The sequence below is a fragment of the Barnesiella sp. WM24 genome, assembly GCF_004570975.1.
Lineage (GTDB): Bacteria > Bacteroidota > Bacteroidia > Bacteroidales > Muribaculaceae > Muribaculum.
Genome location: NZ_SPPC01000015.1, coordinates 16,195 through 34,117, shown reverse-complemented (window position 1 = coordinate 34,117; position 17,923 = coordinate 16,195). Strand labels below are relative to the sequence as shown.

Below are 17,923 nucleotides of genomic sequence, written 5' to 3'. Positions count from 1 at the left end.
ACTGACGGGTTGACAAAAAACAACCGGTTAGTTTACCGGAGTGATTTTTGACTGAAGCGGATACCATAGATAGCCGTTGACAGTCGTTCCCGGATACATCTTCCGCAGGTTGTAGACATAACCGCGCACCTGAGTTATGTATTTTTTAGGCTCTTCTTCTCCAAATTTATAGTCAACCACGTCTATTATGCCGTCACCGCGCCACACAACTCTGTCAGGGCGGTATCGGCGTGTGACCCCGCTGTTGTCGTTGACGATAAAGGCGCGCTCGTTAAGTAGACGTGTGAACCCGTTGAACCACGCAGTGACATTCCTGTCAGAAAGAGCCTCGGTGATTGTATTCACGTATTCGGGAATTTCTTCTTCAGTCAGGTAGCCTTTCATGGCGTGGCGTCTTACCGAGCGCACTATGTCGCGCGGAGTGCGTATAAGGCTCATTATATTGTGAAGTATGATGCCTTTCTGGCGAGGCAGCGACATCTCGTCGAGATCTTCGATGCGACTGAGGTCCCATATGCTGTCATTGTCAAGCGACATGTAGGGAGGCATCTTCACAGCGCTGTTGTCGACCTTTTCTTTCTCATGGCGTGACGTCGGGTTGCCAAATGAAAATAGTCCTTCGCCGTCGGTAAACGGGGCGAGCGCAGTGTGATAGTCGCGGTTTTCGCCAAAACGGTCAATCCACTGCTCTGTTGTGTTGTCGAGGGCTATTCTCATTAATCCGTGAACTGAACTGTCGCTCGGCTTGCTGACTCTCTTGTAGCCGATTATCAGTTCATTGACAGCACGGGTGAAAGCGACGTAGGTCTTGTTGAGAATGTCAATTGTCGACTTCTTGGCAAAGGTGGAATACTGGTCGGCAAATTCTCCGTTTTCAAGGATTGAGGTGGTCGCAAGGGGTATAAATGGCGGCAGATTCTCTTTTTTGAACTGCGCGAAGATGCCCAGCGGCATGTCGTTGTCATCGGACGTTTTGAACCATTCGATATTTTTGGATGACTGGAAACTCCAGTCTATAATAGGCACGTGTACACAGGGGAATTCAAGTCCCTTGGATTTGTGTATGGTCATTACGCGGATTGCGTTTACCTCCGAGGGGATAGCGAGCGCGCATTTTTCTTTTCCGAAACTGTTCCACCATTTCATGAATGAATGGAGGTCGCCTTCGCTTCCTTCACAGAAGTCGGTGACGACATCCTGAAATCCGCTGATATATACATTTTCCGCCTCACGCATTTCTTCTGAAATGTAGCGGCTTATGATTCTCTCGACGATGGAGGGCAGGTTGATGCATCTCATGTCGGCTGCTTCATTGGCTGTGCTGTCGCCTTCCGTGGCGGCATCGTCGTTGAAGGTCAGTTCAATCGCGGTCAGCCTGTCGACGCCTTTGGAGAGATGGAAATGGTAGCGGCTCAGTATCGTCGCCAAGGGAAGATGGCGGCGCGTCTCTTCGGCTTCCCGCTCGTCGGGGGCAAACATTGTCTGTTGCGCATCGAGGAATGACAATACGCTCGTGATGATTCTTACAGCCGCCGATGAGGATATGGTCAGGGCGTCGTCCGACATTATCTGAAGGTCTTTCAGCTCCGGTATATCCTGCTTGCGGCTCAGCAGATAGTCAATCACTGTCTTTCCGTTGGCATTGGATGACACGAGTATGGCTATGTCACCCATCCTGTAGCCGGAGCCGAGCTGCCGGACAATATCCTTGGTCATGTTGTCGAGCGCGTCATCGGCATTGTCGTAGGGTGTGGCCTTGACATAGCCGTGCATGTCGCTGCGGGCGATGCGCTGGACTACATTTGAGTAAATATCTGACAGGTCTTTTGCTTCCGAGATGTAGCTGAACAGAGTGTTGTTGAATCTCACAACTTCGCTGCTGCTTCTCCAGTTGGTGTTTTCTTTCGGGTTGTTGCCTCTTATTTCTGACTGTCGGGAAAACTCTTCCGGCACAATCTTTACAATCAGGTCGGGGTCGGAGTTACGGAAACGGTAGATTGACTGCTTCTCATCGCCGATTATGAGGTTGTCATTGTCGGTTGAGAGGCTCTCTCTTACAAGGGCTCGCAGGTTGGCCCACTGTAGCCTTGACGTGTCTTGAAACTCGTCGATAAGAAAGTGACGGAGCCTTACTCCGAGGCGGTCATATATGAAGGGGGCTTCCGCCTCGCTTATGATGCGGCGCAGTATATCGTTAGTGTCGCTTAACAATATGGCGTTGTTCTCGTTTTTGAACTCTGCCGCCCGACGTTGTATCTCACCGATTACACCGAGATTGTAGACATTGGTGCGCAGAATTTTGAGAAGGCTAATCGAGTCATAGACTCTCACTGCCTCAACAGCCATTTCAGCCGCAAGATTTAGAATGTCGGAGTCGGGACACTTGTTTTTCTTGTAAAGCGCTTCCGGATTTTCTAAGGCAGCGCGTACTCTTTTCCCGGGTCCGTTGCCCCAGCTGCCCTCAGACCATGACTTGAATGCATCACCGCAATCTTTCATCATTCCGGCAATCGCATCGGCTGATACAAGCGATTTATAGCATTCGTTGGCAAGACTGAAGAAGTCCGATTCAAGCTTCCTGCTCAGGGTGCTGATTTCTCTTGCAAATTCAAGGGTGCGTGAGATGTCCTCAAGATACCGGTCTATTTCGGTAGCATTGAGTTTATAGGTCTCGGTAAGCACCTTGGAAGTGAATTTGACAAGCGTGTCGACCAGATTGGACTTGCGGTTGAATATATTGAAGCTTTTGCCCTCGCTGATATTGTGGCTGATATACTGCTTTATCCAGCTTACGAGAGCTATCATTTCCCGTCGGGACTCAAAATCGCGGTCGGTCGCGCGGTTGACCGAAGAAAGCATTTCGTTGACGCCGACAGTGATTACGTAATCGTCGCGAAGCTCGACTTCATAGTTTCCGGTGATTTCGGCTTCGCGGGAAAATGTGCGGAGCACTGTCTGGAAAAATGAATCGATTGTGCTTATATGGAAGTTGCTGAAATCGCAGAGCAGTTCGTGAAGCGCTTCGAGCGCTTGATTTCTGAGGCTTGTGCTGTCAGTGTGCAGTTCGGTGCAGAGGTCTTTCTCGTAAGGGCTTTTTTCAGCCCCGATTCCGGCAAGACATGCGAGCTGATGCACGATGCGTCGTTTCATCTCGTCGGTCGCCTTATTGGTGAATGTTATGGCGAGAGTCGCGCGATGACGGTTTTTCTCGGTGGAGAGCGAGTAGGTGCCTTTTTCGCTCTTTTTGCCGAGAAGCATCTTTATATATGTATAGGTCAGGGTATAGGTCTTTCCCGAGCCTGCCGACGCTTTGTGTATGGTAAGCATATGCCGGAGGTCAGATTATTCTTGCCTTGTAGCCCAGTTCTGTCAGCAGGGCAAGTGTCTCCTTGCGCCGGTCGCCTTGTATGAGTATCTCGCCTCCGCGAGCCGAGCCTCCTGTGGCGAGCCTCTTTTTGAGCGTGGCGGCAAGGTCAAGCAATGCCTCGTCGGAGTCTTGCCAGCCCGATATTATTGTAGCCTGTTTGCCCCCTCTTCCTTTCTTTTCAAGGATGATGTCAAGCCGGAAAGATTTCGCCGCCGGCTTGTCGCTGTCGGGCGTTTCGATGATTTCGCCTTCGGGCAGGTCGGGATTGGCTTGCAGAAATGCACTGAGTGCTGCATGGAGGTCATTGGACTTCATGGGGCGATGGATTGTGGGGTTAGTTTATTCCGCTTATGCTGTCACTTTCATTTATGTAGTCATCAATGATGCCGGCCGGCGAGCCGGTTGTGGAGCGCACAATCGATGTCAGAAGTGACAGATGTGGCAGATCCTCTACCGATACATTGTCATAGTAGTTGCGGGCTTCCGCTGAATCAGTGGCATACGCGTCGATATAACACTGGCGGGCAAGTCCTATATTGTCTTCGCGGTCATCGGTCTCGCCCAGCTTCATGTATAGCATAGAGAGGTTGCATAAGGTGGATGCATCCATTTTCTCTGCATCGTTCTGCTGTTTCCTGATGTTGTCGCAGATGCCTCTCGCTGAATTATAGTCCTGTCGTTCAATAGCAAATTCGGCATGCTGGAGATTCTCCTTGGTGTTGTTGCTGTCACATGACGCAAGCATGATTATTGACAGAATCAACGGTAATGTCAAAAAATGAGGTTTCATAGTCAGATATGGTTATTTTTCAGATTCCTTATGATGGCGTATATACATATAGTCTATGTTGTCTTTGCTGAGAGTGATGGAATGGGCATCGTGGCTGCTTATCTTGCGTGCGATACGCGGGGCGATGTCTCCGGCTATGGCGGTGTCGCCTTTGAGGCGCTTCCGGTTGAGGTCGTTGACGATAATCAGGGAGTCGCCTTGGATTTCCCAGGTGCCGTCGACTTCCATGACAAGCACGTCGGGCGCGATGTTGCGCACAACCGAGGTGCCGTCTTTTTTCAGTTCCAGTACAGGCAGCTCGCTTGACAGCTGGACGTTGTAATAGTCGCCTGCTATCTCCTTTGCCTGTCGCGACATACCGCCGCAAGACCAAAGAAGGAGCAGCAACGCGCCTGTTGTCGGAATCTTTTTCATAGAGGGTGACGATTTATCTTTGTAAATACAAATTTAGCAAAAATAATTCAAATACCCAATACCTCACGATAAACAGTTTCTGTTTGGCGTGCGATGTTGTCCCAGTTGTAAGGCGTGAGGTCGTAGTCGGTGCGTGTGGCGCTATCGGAAGAGAGAAATTGGTTCAGTGCCGCTGTGATGCTGTCGCTGTCACCAGGGGAAAAGAAGTTGGTTTCTGGAATCAGTGGCAGATGAGCCCCGGGGATGTCGGAAGAAAGCACGGGAAGCTGGTAGTCCATTGCTTCGAGCAGCACTAACGGAAATCCCTCATTGACAGATGAGAGCACAAACAGTTTTGCGTGTGAATACAGCTGCCTGAGATTTTCACCAAACACATTGCCGGTAAATATCACCCTGCCTTTAATGTCAAGCGATTTTAGTTTTCTGAAATAGGAATCGTTGTTGTCACTTCCTCCTGCAATTATAAGTTTTATATCTTTGTCAAGCTTATTGACAGCTTTTACCAGATATTCAAAGCCTTTTTCCGGAGTGAGCCTTCCTACGCCAAGTATATATGAGCCGGGTGCAACCCCCAGTGAATTAATGAAATCAGTGGCAAGTGATGGCATGTTGTGATTGACTCCGTTGGGTATATACAAGGTTTTGCCGGGATGCCTCCCGACAAATTTTTCACGCTGCTTGGCGTTGACAAAAATTATCTTGTCGGAATGGCGCAGGGATATGTTTTCACCTGCGCGCAGTAGCCATCTTGCAAATCTGCCCCACTTTTTATGCTCGTAATTGGGGCTGTGGTAAGTCATTACCACTTTTTTGCCAAATAGCTTTAATATAGGGATGAACAGTCCCGGCCCAATGTTGTGGACATGGACAAGCTTGCATTTGCTGTTGATTACGCTTAGCGTGCTTAAAAAGGTGTGCAATACCGCTTCAACACCTCTGATTTTAGTTGACGGAAAGTCGTGAAACGTGATATTGCAGTACGTCGCATCTCCTGTCGACTTTATATATGGCTTGCGTCGGTATATGTGGAAGTGCCTTTCAGGGACGCGCGGATATAATGCTTCACAATGTTTTTCCACGCCTCCCTGTACGTTCGGGAACCCCCTTAGGCCTATAACAGCAATCATGTCTGCCATATTATTGTCAGATATCGGTTGTCTCACTTGTCAGTCCCAGCAAAGGGGTAGTCCTTTACGTATACGCATCTTGTTTTTAAGAATCCACTTTATCGGTATCCAGGGACGCCGTTTCATGTCATGGCGCTCAGTTACAATAAATGCGCAGTTTCTGTCGCATGCCTTGACCTTTTTGAGCGCTTCTTTTGCTTTGTCTGATTCCATGATCTGATCAAAAGGCTGTTCCTTGATATTACCGATAACCCATTCTTCTGCCGATCCGTTGCAAGGCGATACGTTGCCGTGTGGGTCGATGAAAAAGAAGTCAGTCAGTGCGCCGCAAGGAGGGCGATATCCATTGTCGTCGCCACGCAGACGACGATGAATGGAGCGGTTGAAATAAGCCCTGCCATAGTCTTTCAGGCGATCCTTTAGCCTGCGGCGTTTTGACGTAAGCAGCGCTTTTACAAAAAGTTCATGTTGCTTTAGCGCATCTTCGCTCACAATTTGGTTGTCATCTTTATGGAAATACCAAGAATTGTGTACAGCGGAGTTCCCGAGTTCTACATCAAGAGCCACGCAAAGTTCATAAAGGTGTAAAAGATCTTTATAGTTGTCAGGTGAGATTACTACGGAAAATCCGATATTCTTGCATTTTGTTTTTTTGAGTTCAAGCATTGTCCGCAGGGCATGGTCAAAACCGTTGACAATCCCTCGCTTGGAGTCGTTTATAGCTGGAAGTCCTTCCACGCTCACTCTTATAAGTATGTTTGGATACTTATTGGCAAGTTCGACTATCTTTTCGGTGTTATAGCCGTTGGTGCTCAGCTCAAGAAGCGATGATTTCGGGTATAGTATCTCAAAAATTCGATCGATATCTTTCCTCAGTGTCGCTTCACCGCCGGTGATGTTTATACGCAATCCGGAAGGCAACTTTTCGTAGTACTCAGGGTCGATTTCTTCTTGCGGATGGGTAGGGCATTTCCATATATTGCACATGTTGCATTTCGCATTACAGCGGAAAGTCGTGATAAGGCTGCCTTGTACTATATTCTTCATGTTTTTGGTGTTTTATCTAATAACGCGAATTATGCACCATATATTTTATTTAAGAAAATATAATGCAACTCGGGGCTGAAACGGTCAAGCGCGTCCTGAGATATTTTTTCGTGGTCAAAACTCTGATTCCACATTTTTTCGATTGACGTGGCGAGCGCAGCGCAGTCGCCCGATGGATAGGTCATTCCGTTGTTGGCGGCGATAAGCTCCGGGATGCCGCCTATCTTCGCTCCGAGCACCGGTGTGCCGGCACATAGCGACTCAATGACGCTGAAGGGGTTGTTTTCGTAACACTCCGACGGCACCACCGAAAATCTCGCACCGGCAAGTAATTTGTCGACACCTTCGCTGTCAAGGTGTCCGAGAAACTCAATGTTGCCTTGATTGCCATAACGTTTCCGTAGGTCGGCTTCGAGAGGACCTCCTCCGGCAATCTTGATGTGGTAGGGGAGCGTTGAGGCTGATTTGAGAAGCGTCTCTACGCCTTTCTCATGCGATAGTCTGCCGACATAGCAGTAATAGTCGCCGCGTTCAGTCTTTACAGGCGTGACGCGCTTTTTCTCCCATATTGCCGGTGCCAAGAAATTGTTGAGTGTCACGATTTTCTTATCGGGGAAGCCTCCCTGACGCATTTTTGACGCCATGAACTCTGACGGGCAGATGAACATGTCGGTGCACGCCGAGAGTCTGTCGCGACTCCATTTCCCGGCTTCGAGCCATGCGATGGCGCTTGCTGCAAGCGACCCTTTCATGCACCGCTCCTTTATGACATGGCTCTTGTCGCCGCCGATGCACAGCTCACAAGGCTTGCCGTGGCTCAGGCAGGAGTAAGAGGGACATAGAAGCTTGTAGTCGTGCATGGTCCAGGCTACCTTGACTCCACGCTTGCGGGCCAATAGGGCAAGTTGCGGCGATAGATAGGAGTGGATATTGTTGAGGTGTACTACATCGGGCTTGAACCGGTCAAGGATGGCTGTAAACGTCGAGTTGATGTCGCCCATTCCGAGTGTTCGCCTCACGGCTTTCAGCTTTTGCATCATGCCTCCTGCAAATTGAACCTCAGGCGCAAAATATGGCGTCCATTCTGACGGTATATTGTCGGGATAGCCCATGGCAAAGACCGCCACTTCATGACCGCGACTGCGCAGCATCTCCTCAAGGTTGAGAAGATACACGCAGTCGCCTCCACGTCTATAATAGAATTTGTTTACAAGCAGTACACGTTGTTTCATGGTTGCAAATATAAGCAAAAATTTTGCTTATGGCAATCGGCTATACCAACATTCCCGATGCTATTGATGAAGCGACGTCGTTGCCAAGGGTTTCGGAAACAATGGCAAATCCAAACAGAAACGCTGATGACGGACCGTTGGCAGTGACGAGGTTGCCGCTGATTACCACGCGGTTATCGATGAATTTTCCTCCGGCGTTGACGAGCTCGTCTTTGAATGACGGGTAGCAGGTGGCTTCCTGTCCGCGAACTACGCCAAGCGGTCCGAGCACAACAGCCGGGGCGGCACAGATGGCTGCTATTTTACCGCCTTTGATCCACTGCTTGTTGATCATGTCGCTGAGGGCGCCGTCGGCGGCAAGGTTGGTTGAACCGGGCATTCCGCCGGGCAATATCAGCCATTCTGCATTATTGGCGTCAATCTCGTTTAATAGCTTGTCGGCTGTCACGGAAACTCCGTGGGCGCCTTTTACTGTCTTATCCTTGGTGCCTACAGCTACTGTGTAGACGGTCATGCCTGCGCGGCGCATGATGTCAATGGTGGCAAGTGCTTCGGTCTCTTCAAATCCGTCGGCAAGAAATAAATAGGATGTGTCTAATACATTATTCATAATATCAAGTGTTTTTTGGTTATGTCAATATCAAAATTAAGCATTTGTGATGAATTATCATAATATGCCGGTGAAAAAAATTATAAAAAAACTTATGGAAAAATTTTGCGGAGTGGAAAATACGTCTTACATTTGCGGTGTGATAGTAGTGTACATGACTACATTGCTACAAGATTAAGCCAATTATTAACACAAACTTAATGATAAAGATGAAAAAGATTTTATTTTCAATTGCGGCAATTGCTATGGCTCTCTCTACTCAGGCGCAATTGCTCTGGAAAGTGACAGGCGGCGATTCAAAGGGTGATTCATATATATTCGGCACTCATCACATAGCGCCGGTTGCTATTCTTGATTCCATTCAGGGATTTGCCGATGCATTAAACAGTGTGTCGACAGTCTACGGAGAGCTTGAGATGGCGGAAATGACGTCGCCCGCGGTGCAGCAGGTGGCGATGAGACATTCAATGGCTCCTGCCGACAGCACTTTGTCAAAGCTGCTTTCAGCCGAGCAACTCGACTCGGTAAGCGCGGTGCTTGGAAAATATACAGGCGGAATGCTTACCGCTGCTGCACTCGACCCGATGAAGCCGGTAGTGGTGTCGACCCAGCTCGGAGTGATGCAGAGCATGGTGGCGTTTCCGGAATTTACCGGTCAGCAACAACTTGACCAAGTGATACAGGAGCGTGCGCAGCTTGCCGGAAAGACAGTGAAGGGACTGGAGACTGCCGAACAGCAATTTGCAATACTCATGGGCGGCTCTCTGTCAAGACAGGCTGAACAGCTGATGAAAGATATACGCAAAGAAGAAAAAACGATTGAAGACGCAAAGACGCTTGCCGCTGCTTACATGAGTGCCGACCTTGACGCGATGGAACGCCTCTTTAACGACCCGGAGACAGGAATGTCGCCCGAGACGGCAAAGGCGCTGATCTATGACCGCAACGACAACTGGATTGCGCAGTTGAGGGAGATTCTTCCTGCCGACAAGGTTATGATAGTGGTAGGCGCCGGTCATCTTGTCGGGGAGAAAGGCATCCTTTCACAGCTCCGCAATGCCGGCTATGAGGTGACCGCCGTAGACTGAAATTACTGACTCTATACTTTTACTGATGATAACTCTAAAAAATTTAACCTATGCTTACCGCAAGGGGGTGGAGGCGTTGAGCAACGCTTCCGCCTCCATCGGCGGCGGCATATATCTGCTGCTTGGTGAAAACGGAGCCGGAAAGACCACTCTGCTTCATCTGACAGCCGGACTGCTGTCGCCGGCAAAAGGCGAGTGTCTCATTGACGGGAGCCCTGTCAGTGAACGTCGTCCCGAGATTATGAGCCGCGTGTTTTTCCTTGGCGACAACATGGACTTCCCCTTTGTTTCGATAGAGGAGATGACACGCTGCCACGCAGTATTTTACCCTGACTTTGATCCTGAGATGCTTAGGCGCAACCTTGACCGTTTCGGCATGACAGGCAGGGAGCGCTTCAGCCGCATGTCGCTCGGCAACCGCCACAAGGCTCAGCTTGCCTACGCGCTTGCATTGCGCACAGAAGTGCTGCTGCTTGACGAGCCGGCAAACGGTCTTGACATACCTTCACGCCTGCATCTACAGTCGATGATAGCCGAGTGTGTCACTCCCGACCAGACAGTGATCGTGTCGACCCATATCGTCTCAGACCTGCGTAATCTCTATGACGGAGTGCTGGTGTTGTCGCGGGGAAGGCTTGTGCTTGCCGACACCGTTGACAGCCTTCTCCAAAGAGTGTCGTTTACGGTTACTTCCGAGCCTCCAGTCGCGCCGCTCTATGTCGAGCGCCGCTTCAACGCCTATCATGCAATCAGCCCCGCCGACAGCTGCGATGAAAGCTGTGACGTCGACTATGAACTACTTTTCAAGGCTCTGCTAAACGATGTGAAACTATAAAATGTAATTATCCACGATGCGACTATTGAATTATTACATGCCCCGGCTGAAGAAGCAGCTGATACTCTATCCGGTCATCTCTGTGTTTCTCTACATGCTGATATTCTTTACCCTGCGATGGGACGGGGCTCCATTTATAGCACTCATAGTGTACAACATCATTTACATGATGCTCTTCTTCGGCGCGTTGATATTTGCTTCGCGCAATGGAATGGAGATTGACACCATGCTTCCTGTCGACTGGCGGCGTAAGGCGCTCTTCCTGCTTGTCTACACATTTATCGTTGTCCCGCTGCTTGTCGTCGTCCCGATAGCTGCATGCTACATGCTGACACGTCAGTGGCTCGTGGTAAGCCCGCTGCTTAAAGAGGCATATGCAGCCGTAAGCACCCTGATCAGCGGCAGGTATATAACATGCACCGTAATAGGCAACATGCTCCCTATGGCAGTATGTCTCTACTGCGTGACCTCCATCAGGCATAACCGCATAATCCTCTCCGTCGTGTGGACAATAGTCACGTGTATGATACAGTCGTTTATAGGCGGAATCTACGGAGCCTTCATCGCATTCAGGCAGGGATTTTCCGACGGGTACAACGGCGTCGAGCTAAGTTCCGATGAGATAGCCTCACGGCTTCTTAATGAAATCAGCCTGCTTATAACCCCGATGGAGATATTTTTCGCAATTTGTACTATCTTTGTAATCGTAATCACCTGCCGTGCCATTAAGGGCAGGCAGATATGACAGCCTGCCGATGGACTTTAATGAAAACAAACCGATTTACAAGCAGATAGTCGACCTGAGCCACGCCCGGATAATCGCCGACGAGTGGCATGTCGACGGTCGTGTGCCGTCAATCAAGGAGCTGTCGGTGGAGCTTGCTGTCAACAACCGCACTGTACTCAAGGCGTTTGAGGAACTGCAGTCGCAGGGCATAATATACTCCCGGCGCGGACTCGGTTACTATGTGTCGCCCGAGGCGCCGCGTCTGATACTTGAGGCACGCCGCGCCGAGTTTTTCAACGAAACCCTCCCCGAACTCCGCGAACGCATGCGCCTCCTCGGTATCACCCTCTCCGACATCGCCCCCCACCTTGACTGACTTCCCACGGGGTTCCATCCTTTTGAACGTATAATATATGGTTAACAGTCAGCTTTAGTAAAAGCCGATTTTGTAAATTATCATGATAAGCGTAACTTTGTAAGGATAAAAGTTTTTTGTTCTATAAAAGTAGAGAACAGATATAGTAATGTCCCAAAGTTTAAGAGACAAAACGGTAAAAGGGCTTGCATGGAGTTCCATTGAGCGTTTTTCAACAATGTTTATACAACTTGCTGTAAACATTGTGCTTGCGCGTATACTTATGCCGGAGGATTTTGGTATGGTCGCTATGCTTGCGGTCTTTATCCAATTCTCCCAGGCGTTTATTGACAGTGGTTTCTCCAATGCCTTGATACAACGAAAGAACCGTACAAATGTCGATTATTGTACGGTATTTTATTTCACAGTTGCCATTTCCGTCTTGCTATATACACTGTTGTTTTTCGGCGCTCCATATATATCGGAGTTTTATGGGATGCCGCGACTTACTGAAATAACCCGTATACTTGGTCTTGGATTGATAATAGGCTCTCTGTCGGCTGTACATAAGACACGACTGTCAATTGAACTGAAATTTAAAGCGCAGGCTGAAATTTCGTTGTTGTCGGCAATCATATCAGGAGCTGTAAGCATTACACTTGCCTATAATGGTTTTGGGGTATGGGCATTGGTTGTGCAGAGTCTTGTAAGTTTAGGCATGCAGACGGTTTTAGTGTATATACTCGGCTCACGATGGGTGCCGGGACTTATTTTTTCTATCAGGTCATTTAAAGAGCTGTTCGGCTACAGCTCAAAATTATTGGCGTCATCGTTATTGCATCTGTTATACAGAAATCTTTATCCGATAGTAATCGGTAAGCGTTACTCGGCTGATGAATTGGGTTATTATAACCGAGCTGATATGTTGTCGTCAATGTCTATTACCTCGATTACACTTGTGTTGTCAAAGGTGGCGTTTCCGATATTCAGCTCTATACAGGACGATGATGAAAAGTTACGAAAGGCATATTCAAAATACATAAGCTATGCTTCGCTTGTCGTGTTTCCTGCGATGTTAGGTGTCTCAGCATTGGCTGAGCCCCTTATTGTCGTTGCAATGACTGATAAATGGATGATGTCAGTGCCGATGTTGCAGATTCTTGCAGCGTCATGTATGTTTGATCATATTACGTCGATAAATCTGAATGTCTTGTATGTTAAAGGCCGTTCTGATCTTGCCTTGCGTCTTGAGATAATAAAAAAGAGCATTGCGATAACAATACTCTTTGCAATGATGCCGTTTGGCATTATTGCAATCTGCTGGGGGCAGTTTATATATAATATAATAGCGACGATATTGAATACCCGATATACTAACACCTTGATTGGATTGTCGTTTAAGACACAGATGAAAGATTTTATGCCTTACTTCGGATGTAGTGTGGTGATGGCTGCTGTCGTCTGGTTTGTGACCTTGGTAATCCCTTCTTACGGATTGCAGTTAATAGTGGGTATACCGACAGGAGCGTTGGTGTATATTCTGTTGATATTCCTTTTTCTGAGGTCTTCATTTCATGAATTTGTCGAGATGATACAAAATAACTTTTTACATAGAAATAAAGGGTGATGTCTATGAGAGTGGGAAAAGTAAAAGAAGGAATAAAGTATTTGCTTCAATCGATACTTGCCTGCAGGGCAAGATATTCTGACCGTGACAGGCTCGTGTTTATTCCACATCATGGGATGGCAGTCAATGATAAATATAATATCATGAACTGGAGGTCGGATAACGCTTTGACATTGGCGCGCTATATTCTTGATAATGGGAAATGCAGGCATAAGATAATCACCATAGCTGTGACTTCTGACGATGACTTAGAACTTTTAAATGACTATGTGAAGACCCGTTATCCGGATAGGAGAGTGGAATTTATGCGATTTCTGGGCGACATCAGCAAGAAAGACCGGTGGAGATTTTATCGCGTGCTGACTGAGAGCAGCCATGTCTTCTCGTCTATAACATATAGGCTGCGCCCGTTCAGTAAGAGCAGCTATGCAACATATGTTGATTTGGGGTATTTCCCTATGCCGTTCAAGAATGATATTTTCTCAAAGTCAGACCCTCTTTATATGGGGCTTGACAATTTTGATGAAAATGACCTTGATTATTATATCTGTAATTCAGAACTTGCAATAAGGCTGATAATGCCGTCAATGAGACTGGATTATGGCAGATACCTGAATCTTGGCAATTGCCGTAACGACTATCTTATTTCAGATGATTATCCTTATGATGTGAGGAAAGAACTTGAATTAAAAGTGTCTTATCCGGTAAAGAAGATAGTCCTTTATACACCTACTCATAGAGACTATGAAGAGGCTCTTACCGCTGAGGCTTCACGGCAGCTTTTGGGATATGAAATGGATTTGGCATCGTTGGGCGACAACCTGCGTAACAATGGGGTTCTTATTGTATGTAAGCTTCATCCCAAACAGAACAGGGCTGTAATAGAGCGTGTTTTGCCGGAAGGAATTGTAATTCATGAGGCCAACAATAGATACGGATTAAGTGAATTGATGAAGGCAAGTGATGCGCTTCTTACTGATTATACATCAGGATATTATGATTATCTGCTTCTTGACAAACCTGTTATTTTTAATTTTTATGACATAGACAGGTACAAGAATTCTCGTGGATTTACATTTACTCCGATTGAGTCGGTATGTGCCGGAACCATTGTGAAAAGTGCAGAGGAACTTGGACAGGCTTTGATGGAAATAGAAGAGAATAAGTTGAAATACAGTGAGATGAGAAGATTTGTGAAAAATCTGGTATTTACTTATTCTGATACTAAATCGACTTATCGCATATTTGAACGGTTTTTATCTACAATTTCTTGAAGATAAGCAAGGGTAGTTTCTATGTTTGACTCATTAGAGTAAAGTGTCTTGACTGTGAAACTTGCGTTTTTGACAAGTTTTCCGTAGTCTTCTTCGCTCATTGTTGCGACACTTTGCATACAGTGGACAATGTCATCGATTGTTGAGAATCTCAATGCTATTTCATTGCCTGTGAGTCTGACGCCATTGTCCATTTGCTCCTTTGTTCCTGCCGTGTTTCTCCCGATTACAAGACATCCGTTGAACATGGCTTCAGCTGTGATGCGACCGAAGCCCTCGTAAAAAGAAGGAACTATAAGAGCTTTTGATGTTCTCATATAGCTTATAGGATTATCTTGATGTCCGAGAAATTTTACCCTGCCTTCGGCGGGAGTTCCTTGTATTCTTTTCAAAAGGCGAGATTTGTATCGTTTCCCATAGTGGCCAACCAATTCAAGGCAATACTCGCGATCGGAATCAGAAAACTGAATAAAAGCATCGATTACATCGTTGGCACCTTTATTTTTAGTCACTCTTCCAACGAAAAGAAATACTTTTCTTTTCGTTGGTGTAAAATGATAGTCATCTTGAGACAGGATGCCGTTGTATATAACTTTGCTTTTGTCATCAAGGTCATAATATCTGGCAAGATCATGGGTGATTGCAATTGCATGACTGTGGGTTGACAGTCTGTGGCGTAGCAATCTTTTAGAGGGATAGCTGTTGAAATCAAAGTCTTTGTCTCCATATTCACGTATATGCCATACATGGGGGATGCCATATTTTCTTGACAACAGATACCCGATATTGATTACAGAAGTGTTGGTGTGGATGATGTCGGGCTTGAATAGCTCGATTATCTCAGCAATTTTTTTTGTAGCACTACTGTTGACCTTTCTTGAATAAAAAAAGGAAAGAGAGGAGAATACTCCTTCTTTTAATGACTGAAAGGAGGGCCATATTGAAAATTTGTAGGGAATCACCTTGAAGGGTATGCCTGACTTGGTGAGCTCCCGGCAAAGAAATCCTTCTTCCGGAATTACGACCATGATTTTTACCCCTTTTTTGCTTAATCCGTTGATAAGGTTAAGCAAAGAAATTGTCGCACCGGTACAGCCGGCGCCTGACGTTATCGTGAGAAGTCGCATTTCCATATCTCTACAAGTCTTTTCGCACATCCTTTTTCTGTAAGCTGCTCTCTGATTCTCATTTTGGCGAGATATTGATTTATGATAAGAGATGTCGGCCGAGCGCTTTTAAAAAAGCATCTCCATAACGAGAATCAGGCTCAATGTAATTTCCTTCGCCCCATTCATTCCATGATTTCAAAAAGATAATCTTATGTTCGTCGTTTTTATCTTTTACATGCTTCATAATGTCAGTCACATGCTTTTCAAAGAGCTGAGGGGTGTTGTTTATGTATATCTGTGTGCGACGTCCGGAACGCGGTGACCTGTCATAGCCCGGTAGTATGGAGGGATATACATTTTCTTGGTAGTCAGTATCGTCAGAAAGATGTTTAATGATTGATTTATAATTAAAAACCTGTAAGGGCAGATTCAATTTCTCTGACAAAAAAGAAAGACCTCGCTTTACAATCTCCGATTTCCGTACTTTACATTCAGCACGCCACATGTTGTAATTGCCGTTGCTTACAGCGTCATATCCCATGTCGATAATATCCTTTATGGAGTATTTGTCGCGTGCATGTCGTGCGCCCACAAAATGAATTCCTTTTAATCCTGCGTCTACAGCAAGCTTGCGCCATAAGTCAAGAAACTTTCTTACGTCAGGAAAATCGGCTGGCAGCCATATGTAAAACAAAGGTTTTCCGTCTACGGTAATGTATCTGCGGTCTTTAAATGCAGGCAGGCAGTAATTGAAATGGGCTATATAGTCTTCTTCTCCCGGATATTCCTGTCGGAAAATCATGGAGTCTCCCTGAAATACTTTCCCTTTTGTCCAGGTTTTGTTGGTCCATGAGTGATTTGCCCAGCCGATGCAAAACGGGAAATCGGGTTTCCCTGACGCGAGGACTTCTTCAAACGGACGTTCAAGTACCATCTTGCCGTTGCCAAACCAATAGTGCCAGTACATAAATCCCTCTACTCCGGCTTCGCGTGCGAGCTGAGCCTGTCGTTCCCTTACTTCAGGGAGGCGTAGGTCATAAAATCCAAGGTCGGCAGGCAATTTGGGCTGGTGGTGCCCCGGGAATAGCGGACGCGCCTTGACTACATTATTCCATTCGGTAAATCCTTTTCCCCAATACTTGTCATTTTCCGGGACGGGATGGTATTGAGGTAGATACATAGCTATAACCCTTGCGTTCATTTTATTCGTTTTTCTCCTTCGAAATTATGATTTGATTTATCGGGATTCTCATCAAAGATGGTGTAGAAGTGCTTTAACTTTACAGTCATTCGAGTCACTTTAGTTCCTGACATGGCGTTGTAGTAGGATTTTACAGGAGTTGCTAAAGAAAGAATTATCAGACTCCAATATAATCCCCAACTTATGGTGCTGCTGTCTTTCTTAAACGACATATAACTTAAAAGTATTGGAACTGAAAACAACTGGGTAATCGAATAAAACAGATTTAATCTGAATAAGTCCCCGACTAAGAAATTTTCCAATATCAGGCTGACAATTGACAATACAAATATCTTGAATTGTGAATCAGTGACTTTTTTGTTGTAAAGAAGCAGTAACACATATAGCAATATCGAGTAAGCTAATTGGAATATACTTCTGATTACTTTGTTGAATCCTGTAATGTCTTGGTTGTCAATATATGTGCCATATCTGTTATCGCCAAGGTCATCATCTTCAATAAGTGTCACCATCTCAAATAGGGCGTCGCTGTAAGATGACATCTGGAAAGACATGCTGGCTATATAGATAACCATCAGCACGGCACACCAGATTATGTTTATGCGGAAGCGTATGAATGGCAGGATGAAGTAACCTATCGATGCATATGCGCCGGTATGAAGGTTTATTGCACAGATAAATGCAATTATTGCATATAGATATCGGAGCCTTTTTGTCGAATACAGCAGGAAATACAATATCCATAAGGAAGCGCATATTGCTAAAAATTGACGTTTAATACACATGTAATAAAACAAGTGATTGGTGCTTAATATCAATATGCAGATTCCAATCCAAAAATATCTTTTTGGTACAGCGTGTTTAAATAAAACGTATAATGTACAAAACTCAAAAGCCGCGACGCAACTGTTAAACACAAAGAAGCCAAATGGCTGAAAAATAGCAAGTAAAAAGCGGTATAACGGCTCCCAGATTACATGGTTGGCTGTCCGGGAGAAGTTTTCGTAATATACATCAAAGTCTCTGGTTGAATAAAATTCAATGGAGAACAGAAGCCACATTCCAAAGAATATGGCTTTTCTGCATGATTCTTTTTCGTAATCGCTGTAATAATAGAGAT

Annotated in this window: 17 protein-coding genes; 6 read left to right on the top strand and 11 right to left on the bottom strand. The window is 46.3% G+C overall.

What is annotated here, in order from left to right; translation table 11 throughout:
• Positions 1-27: 27 nt before the first annotated feature.
• From E4T81_RS14035 to E4T81_RS14000, 8 genes are read right to left on the bottom strand one after another with little or no spacing between them, the layout of a single operon-like run.
• Positions 28-3,327, bottom strand: a complete 3,300-nt coding sequence (locus tag E4T81_RS14035; RefSeq protein WP_135045687.1) for an exodeoxyribonuclease V subunit beta — start codon at positions 3,325-3,327, stop codon at positions 28-30.
• Between the two features lie 10 nt (positions 3,328-3,337).
• Complete coding sequence (locus E4T81_RS14030) at positions 3,338-3,682, bottom strand: translation initiation factor (RefSeq protein ID WP_135045685.1); 345 nt, start codon at positions 3,680-3,682, stop codon at positions 3,338-3,340.
• 19 nt (positions 3,683-3,701) lie between these two features.
• Positions 3,702-4,157: a hypothetical protein gene (locus E4T81_RS14025; RefSeq protein ID WP_135045683.1), complete on the bottom strand. Its 456-nt coding sequence runs from the start codon at positions 4,155-4,157 to the stop codon at positions 3,702-3,704.
• A gap of 12 nt (positions 4,158-4,169) precedes the next feature.
• On the bottom strand, positions 4,170-4,571 hold the full coding sequence (locus tag E4T81_RS14020; RefSeq protein WP_135045681.1) for a hypothetical protein: 402 nt from the start codon (positions 4,569-4,571) through the stop codon (positions 4,170-4,172).
• A 47-nt stretch (positions 4,572-4,618) separates the two neighbouring features.
• Positions 4,619-5,707 carry a glycosyltransferase family 4 protein gene (locus tag E4T81_RS14015; protein ID WP_245207089.1) on the bottom strand — a complete coding sequence of 363 codons (1,089 nt, stop codon included), beginning with the start codon at positions 5,705-5,707 and terminating at the stop codon, positions 4,619-4,621.
• A 30-nt stretch (positions 5,708-5,737) separates the two neighbouring features.
• Positions 5,738-6,745 carry a radical SAM protein gene (locus E4T81_RS14010; RefSeq protein WP_135045679.1) on the bottom strand — a complete coding sequence of 336 codons (1,008 nt, stop codon included), beginning with the start codon at positions 6,743-6,745 and terminating at the stop codon, positions 5,738-5,740.
• Positions 6,746-6,774: 29 nt separating this feature from the next.
• Positions 6,775-7,977, bottom strand: a complete 1,203-nt coding sequence (locus tag E4T81_RS14005; protein WP_135045677.1) for a glycosyltransferase — start codon at positions 7,975-7,977, stop codon at positions 6,775-6,777.
• Positions 7,978-8,017: 40 nt separating this feature from the next.
• A complete protein-coding gene (locus E4T81_RS14000) occupies positions 8,018-8,587 on the bottom strand; it encodes a DJ-1 family glyoxalase III (protein WP_135045675.1) in 570 nt (189 codons plus the stop codon).
• Positions 8,588-8,796: 209 nt separating this feature from the next.
• Between E4T81_RS14000 and E4T81_RS13995 the strand changes: the two genes are divergently transcribed.
• The 6 genes from E4T81_RS13995 (at position 8,797) to E4T81_RS13970 (ending at position 14,493) form a co-directional block, all read left to right on the top strand.
• Positions 8,797-9,675, top strand: coding sequence for a TraB/GumN family protein (locus E4T81_RS13995; RefSeq protein ID WP_167761951.1), 879 nt, complete (start codon positions 8,797-8,799; stop codon positions 9,673-9,675).
• A gap of 25 nt (positions 9,676-9,700) precedes the next feature.
• Positions 9,701-10,510, top strand: coding sequence for an ATP-binding cassette domain-containing protein (locus E4T81_RS13990; protein ID WP_135045671.1), 810 nt, complete (start codon positions 9,701-9,703; stop codon positions 10,508-10,510).
• A 16-nt stretch (positions 10,511-10,526) separates the two neighbouring features.
• Positions 10,527-11,255: a hypothetical protein gene (locus E4T81_RS13985; RefSeq protein WP_135045669.1), complete on the top strand. Its 729-nt coding sequence runs from the start codon at positions 10,527-10,529 to the stop codon at positions 11,253-11,255.
• A gap of 10 nt (positions 11,256-11,265) precedes the next feature.
• Positions 11,266-11,613, top strand: a complete 348-nt coding sequence (locus tag E4T81_RS13980; protein WP_135045666.1) for a GntR family transcriptional regulator — start codon at positions 11,266-11,268, stop codon at positions 11,611-11,613.
• Positions 11,614-11,761: 148 nt separating this feature from the next.
• Positions 11,762-13,219: a lipopolysaccharide biosynthesis protein gene (locus E4T81_RS13975; RefSeq protein WP_135045664.1), complete on the top strand. Its 1,458-nt coding sequence runs from the start codon at positions 11,762-11,764 to the stop codon at positions 13,217-13,219.
• 5 nt (positions 13,220-13,224) lie between these two features.
• Complete coding sequence (locus tag E4T81_RS13970) at positions 13,225-14,493, top strand: CDP-glycerol glycerophosphotransferase family protein (RefSeq protein ID WP_167761947.1); 1,269 nt, start codon at positions 13,225-13,227, stop codon at positions 14,491-14,493.
• Here E4T81_RS13970 and E4T81_RS13965 read toward each other — a convergent pair.
• The 3 genes from E4T81_RS13965 to E4T81_RS13955 form a co-directional block, all read right to left on the bottom strand.
• Positions 14,454-15,626 carry a glycosyltransferase family 4 protein gene (locus tag E4T81_RS13965; RefSeq protein ID WP_167761945.1) on the bottom strand — a complete coding sequence of 391 codons (1,173 nt, stop codon included), beginning with the start codon at positions 15,624-15,626 and terminating at the stop codon, positions 14,454-14,456. The two genes, E4T81_RS13970 and E4T81_RS13965, sit on opposite strands and share 40 nt — an antisense overlap.
• A gap of 73 nt (positions 15,627-15,699) precedes the next feature.
• Positions 15,700-16,803, bottom strand: coding sequence for a glycoside hydrolase family 99-like domain-containing protein (locus E4T81_RS13960; protein ID WP_135045658.1), 1,104 nt, complete (start codon positions 16,801-16,803; stop codon positions 15,700-15,702).
• Complete coding sequence (locus E4T81_RS13955) at positions 16,800-17,864, bottom strand: EpsG family protein (protein ID WP_245207094.1); 1,065 nt, start codon at positions 17,862-17,864, stop codon at positions 16,800-16,802. The genes E4T81_RS13960 and E4T81_RS13955 overlap by 4 nt, the downstream gene beginning before the upstream one ends.
• Between the last annotated feature and the right edge of the window lie 59 nt (positions 17,865-17,923).

What these genes read in the sequence shown, in the direction of transcription:
- E4T81_RS14035 (WP_135045687.1), bottom strand. Translation starts at nt 3,327, where the DNA reads ATGCTTACCATACACAAAGCGTCGGCAGGCTCGGGAAAGACCTATACC.
- E4T81_RS14030 (WP_135045685.1), bottom strand. Translation starts at nt 3,682, where the DNA reads ATGAAGTCCAATGACCTCCATGCAGCACTCAGTGCATTTCTGCAAGCC.
- E4T81_RS14025 (WP_135045683.1), bottom strand. Translation starts at nt 4,157, where the DNA reads ATGAAACCTCATTTTTTGACATTACCGTTGATTCTGTCAATAATCATG.
- E4T81_RS14020 (WP_135045681.1), bottom strand. Translation starts at nt 4,571, where the DNA reads ATGAAAAAGATTCCGACAACAGGCGCGTTGCTGCTCCTTCTTTGGTCT.
- E4T81_RS14015 (WP_245207089.1), bottom strand. Translation starts at nt 5,707, where the DNA reads ATGGCAGACATGATTGCTGTTATAGGCCTAAGGGGGTTCCCGAACGTA.
- E4T81_RS14010 (WP_135045679.1), bottom strand. Translation starts at nt 6,745, where the DNA reads ATGAAGAATATAGTACAAGGCAGCCTTATCACGACTTTCCGCTGTAAT.
- E4T81_RS14005 (WP_135045677.1), bottom strand. Translation starts at nt 7,977, where the DNA reads ATGAAACAACGTGTACTGCTTGTAAACAAATTCTATTATAGACGTGGA.
- E4T81_RS14000 (WP_135045675.1), bottom strand. Translation starts at nt 8,587, where the DNA reads ATGAATAATGTATTAGACACATCCTATTTATTTCTTGCCGACGGATTT.
- E4T81_RS13995 (WP_167761951.1), top strand. Translation starts at nt 8,797, where the DNA reads ATGAAAAAGATTTTATTTTCAATTGCGGCAATTGCTATGGCTCTCTCT.
- E4T81_RS13990 (WP_135045671.1), top strand. Translation starts at nt 9,701, where the DNA reads ATGATAACTCTAAAAAATTTAACCTATGCTTACCGCAAGGGGGTGGAG.
- E4T81_RS13985 (WP_135045669.1), top strand. Translation starts at nt 10,527, where the DNA reads ATGCGACTATTGAATTATTACATGCCCCGGCTGAAGAAGCAGCTGATA.
- E4T81_RS13980 (WP_135045666.1), top strand. Translation starts at nt 11,266, where the DNA reads ATGGACTTTAATGAAAACAAACCGATTTACAAGCAGATAGTCGACCTG.
- E4T81_RS13975 (WP_135045664.1), top strand. Translation starts at nt 11,762, where the DNA reads ATGTCCCAAAGTTTAAGAGACAAAACGGTAAAAGGGCTTGCATGGAGT.
- E4T81_RS13970 (WP_167761947.1), top strand. Translation starts at nt 13,225, where the DNA reads ATGAGAGTGGGAAAAGTAAAAGAAGGAATAAAGTATTTGCTTCAATCG.
- E4T81_RS13965 (WP_167761945.1), bottom strand. Translation starts at nt 15,626, where the DNA reads ATGGAAATGCGACTTCTCACGATAACGTCAGGCGCCGGCTGTACCGGT.
- E4T81_RS13960 (WP_135045658.1), bottom strand. Translation starts at nt 16,803, where the DNA reads ATGAACGCAAGGGTTATAGCTATGTATCTACCTCAATACCATCCCGTC.
- E4T81_RS13955 (WP_245207094.1), bottom strand. Translation starts at nt 17,864, where the DNA reads ATGTGGCTTCTGTTCTCCATTGAATTTTATTCAACCAGAGACTTTGAT.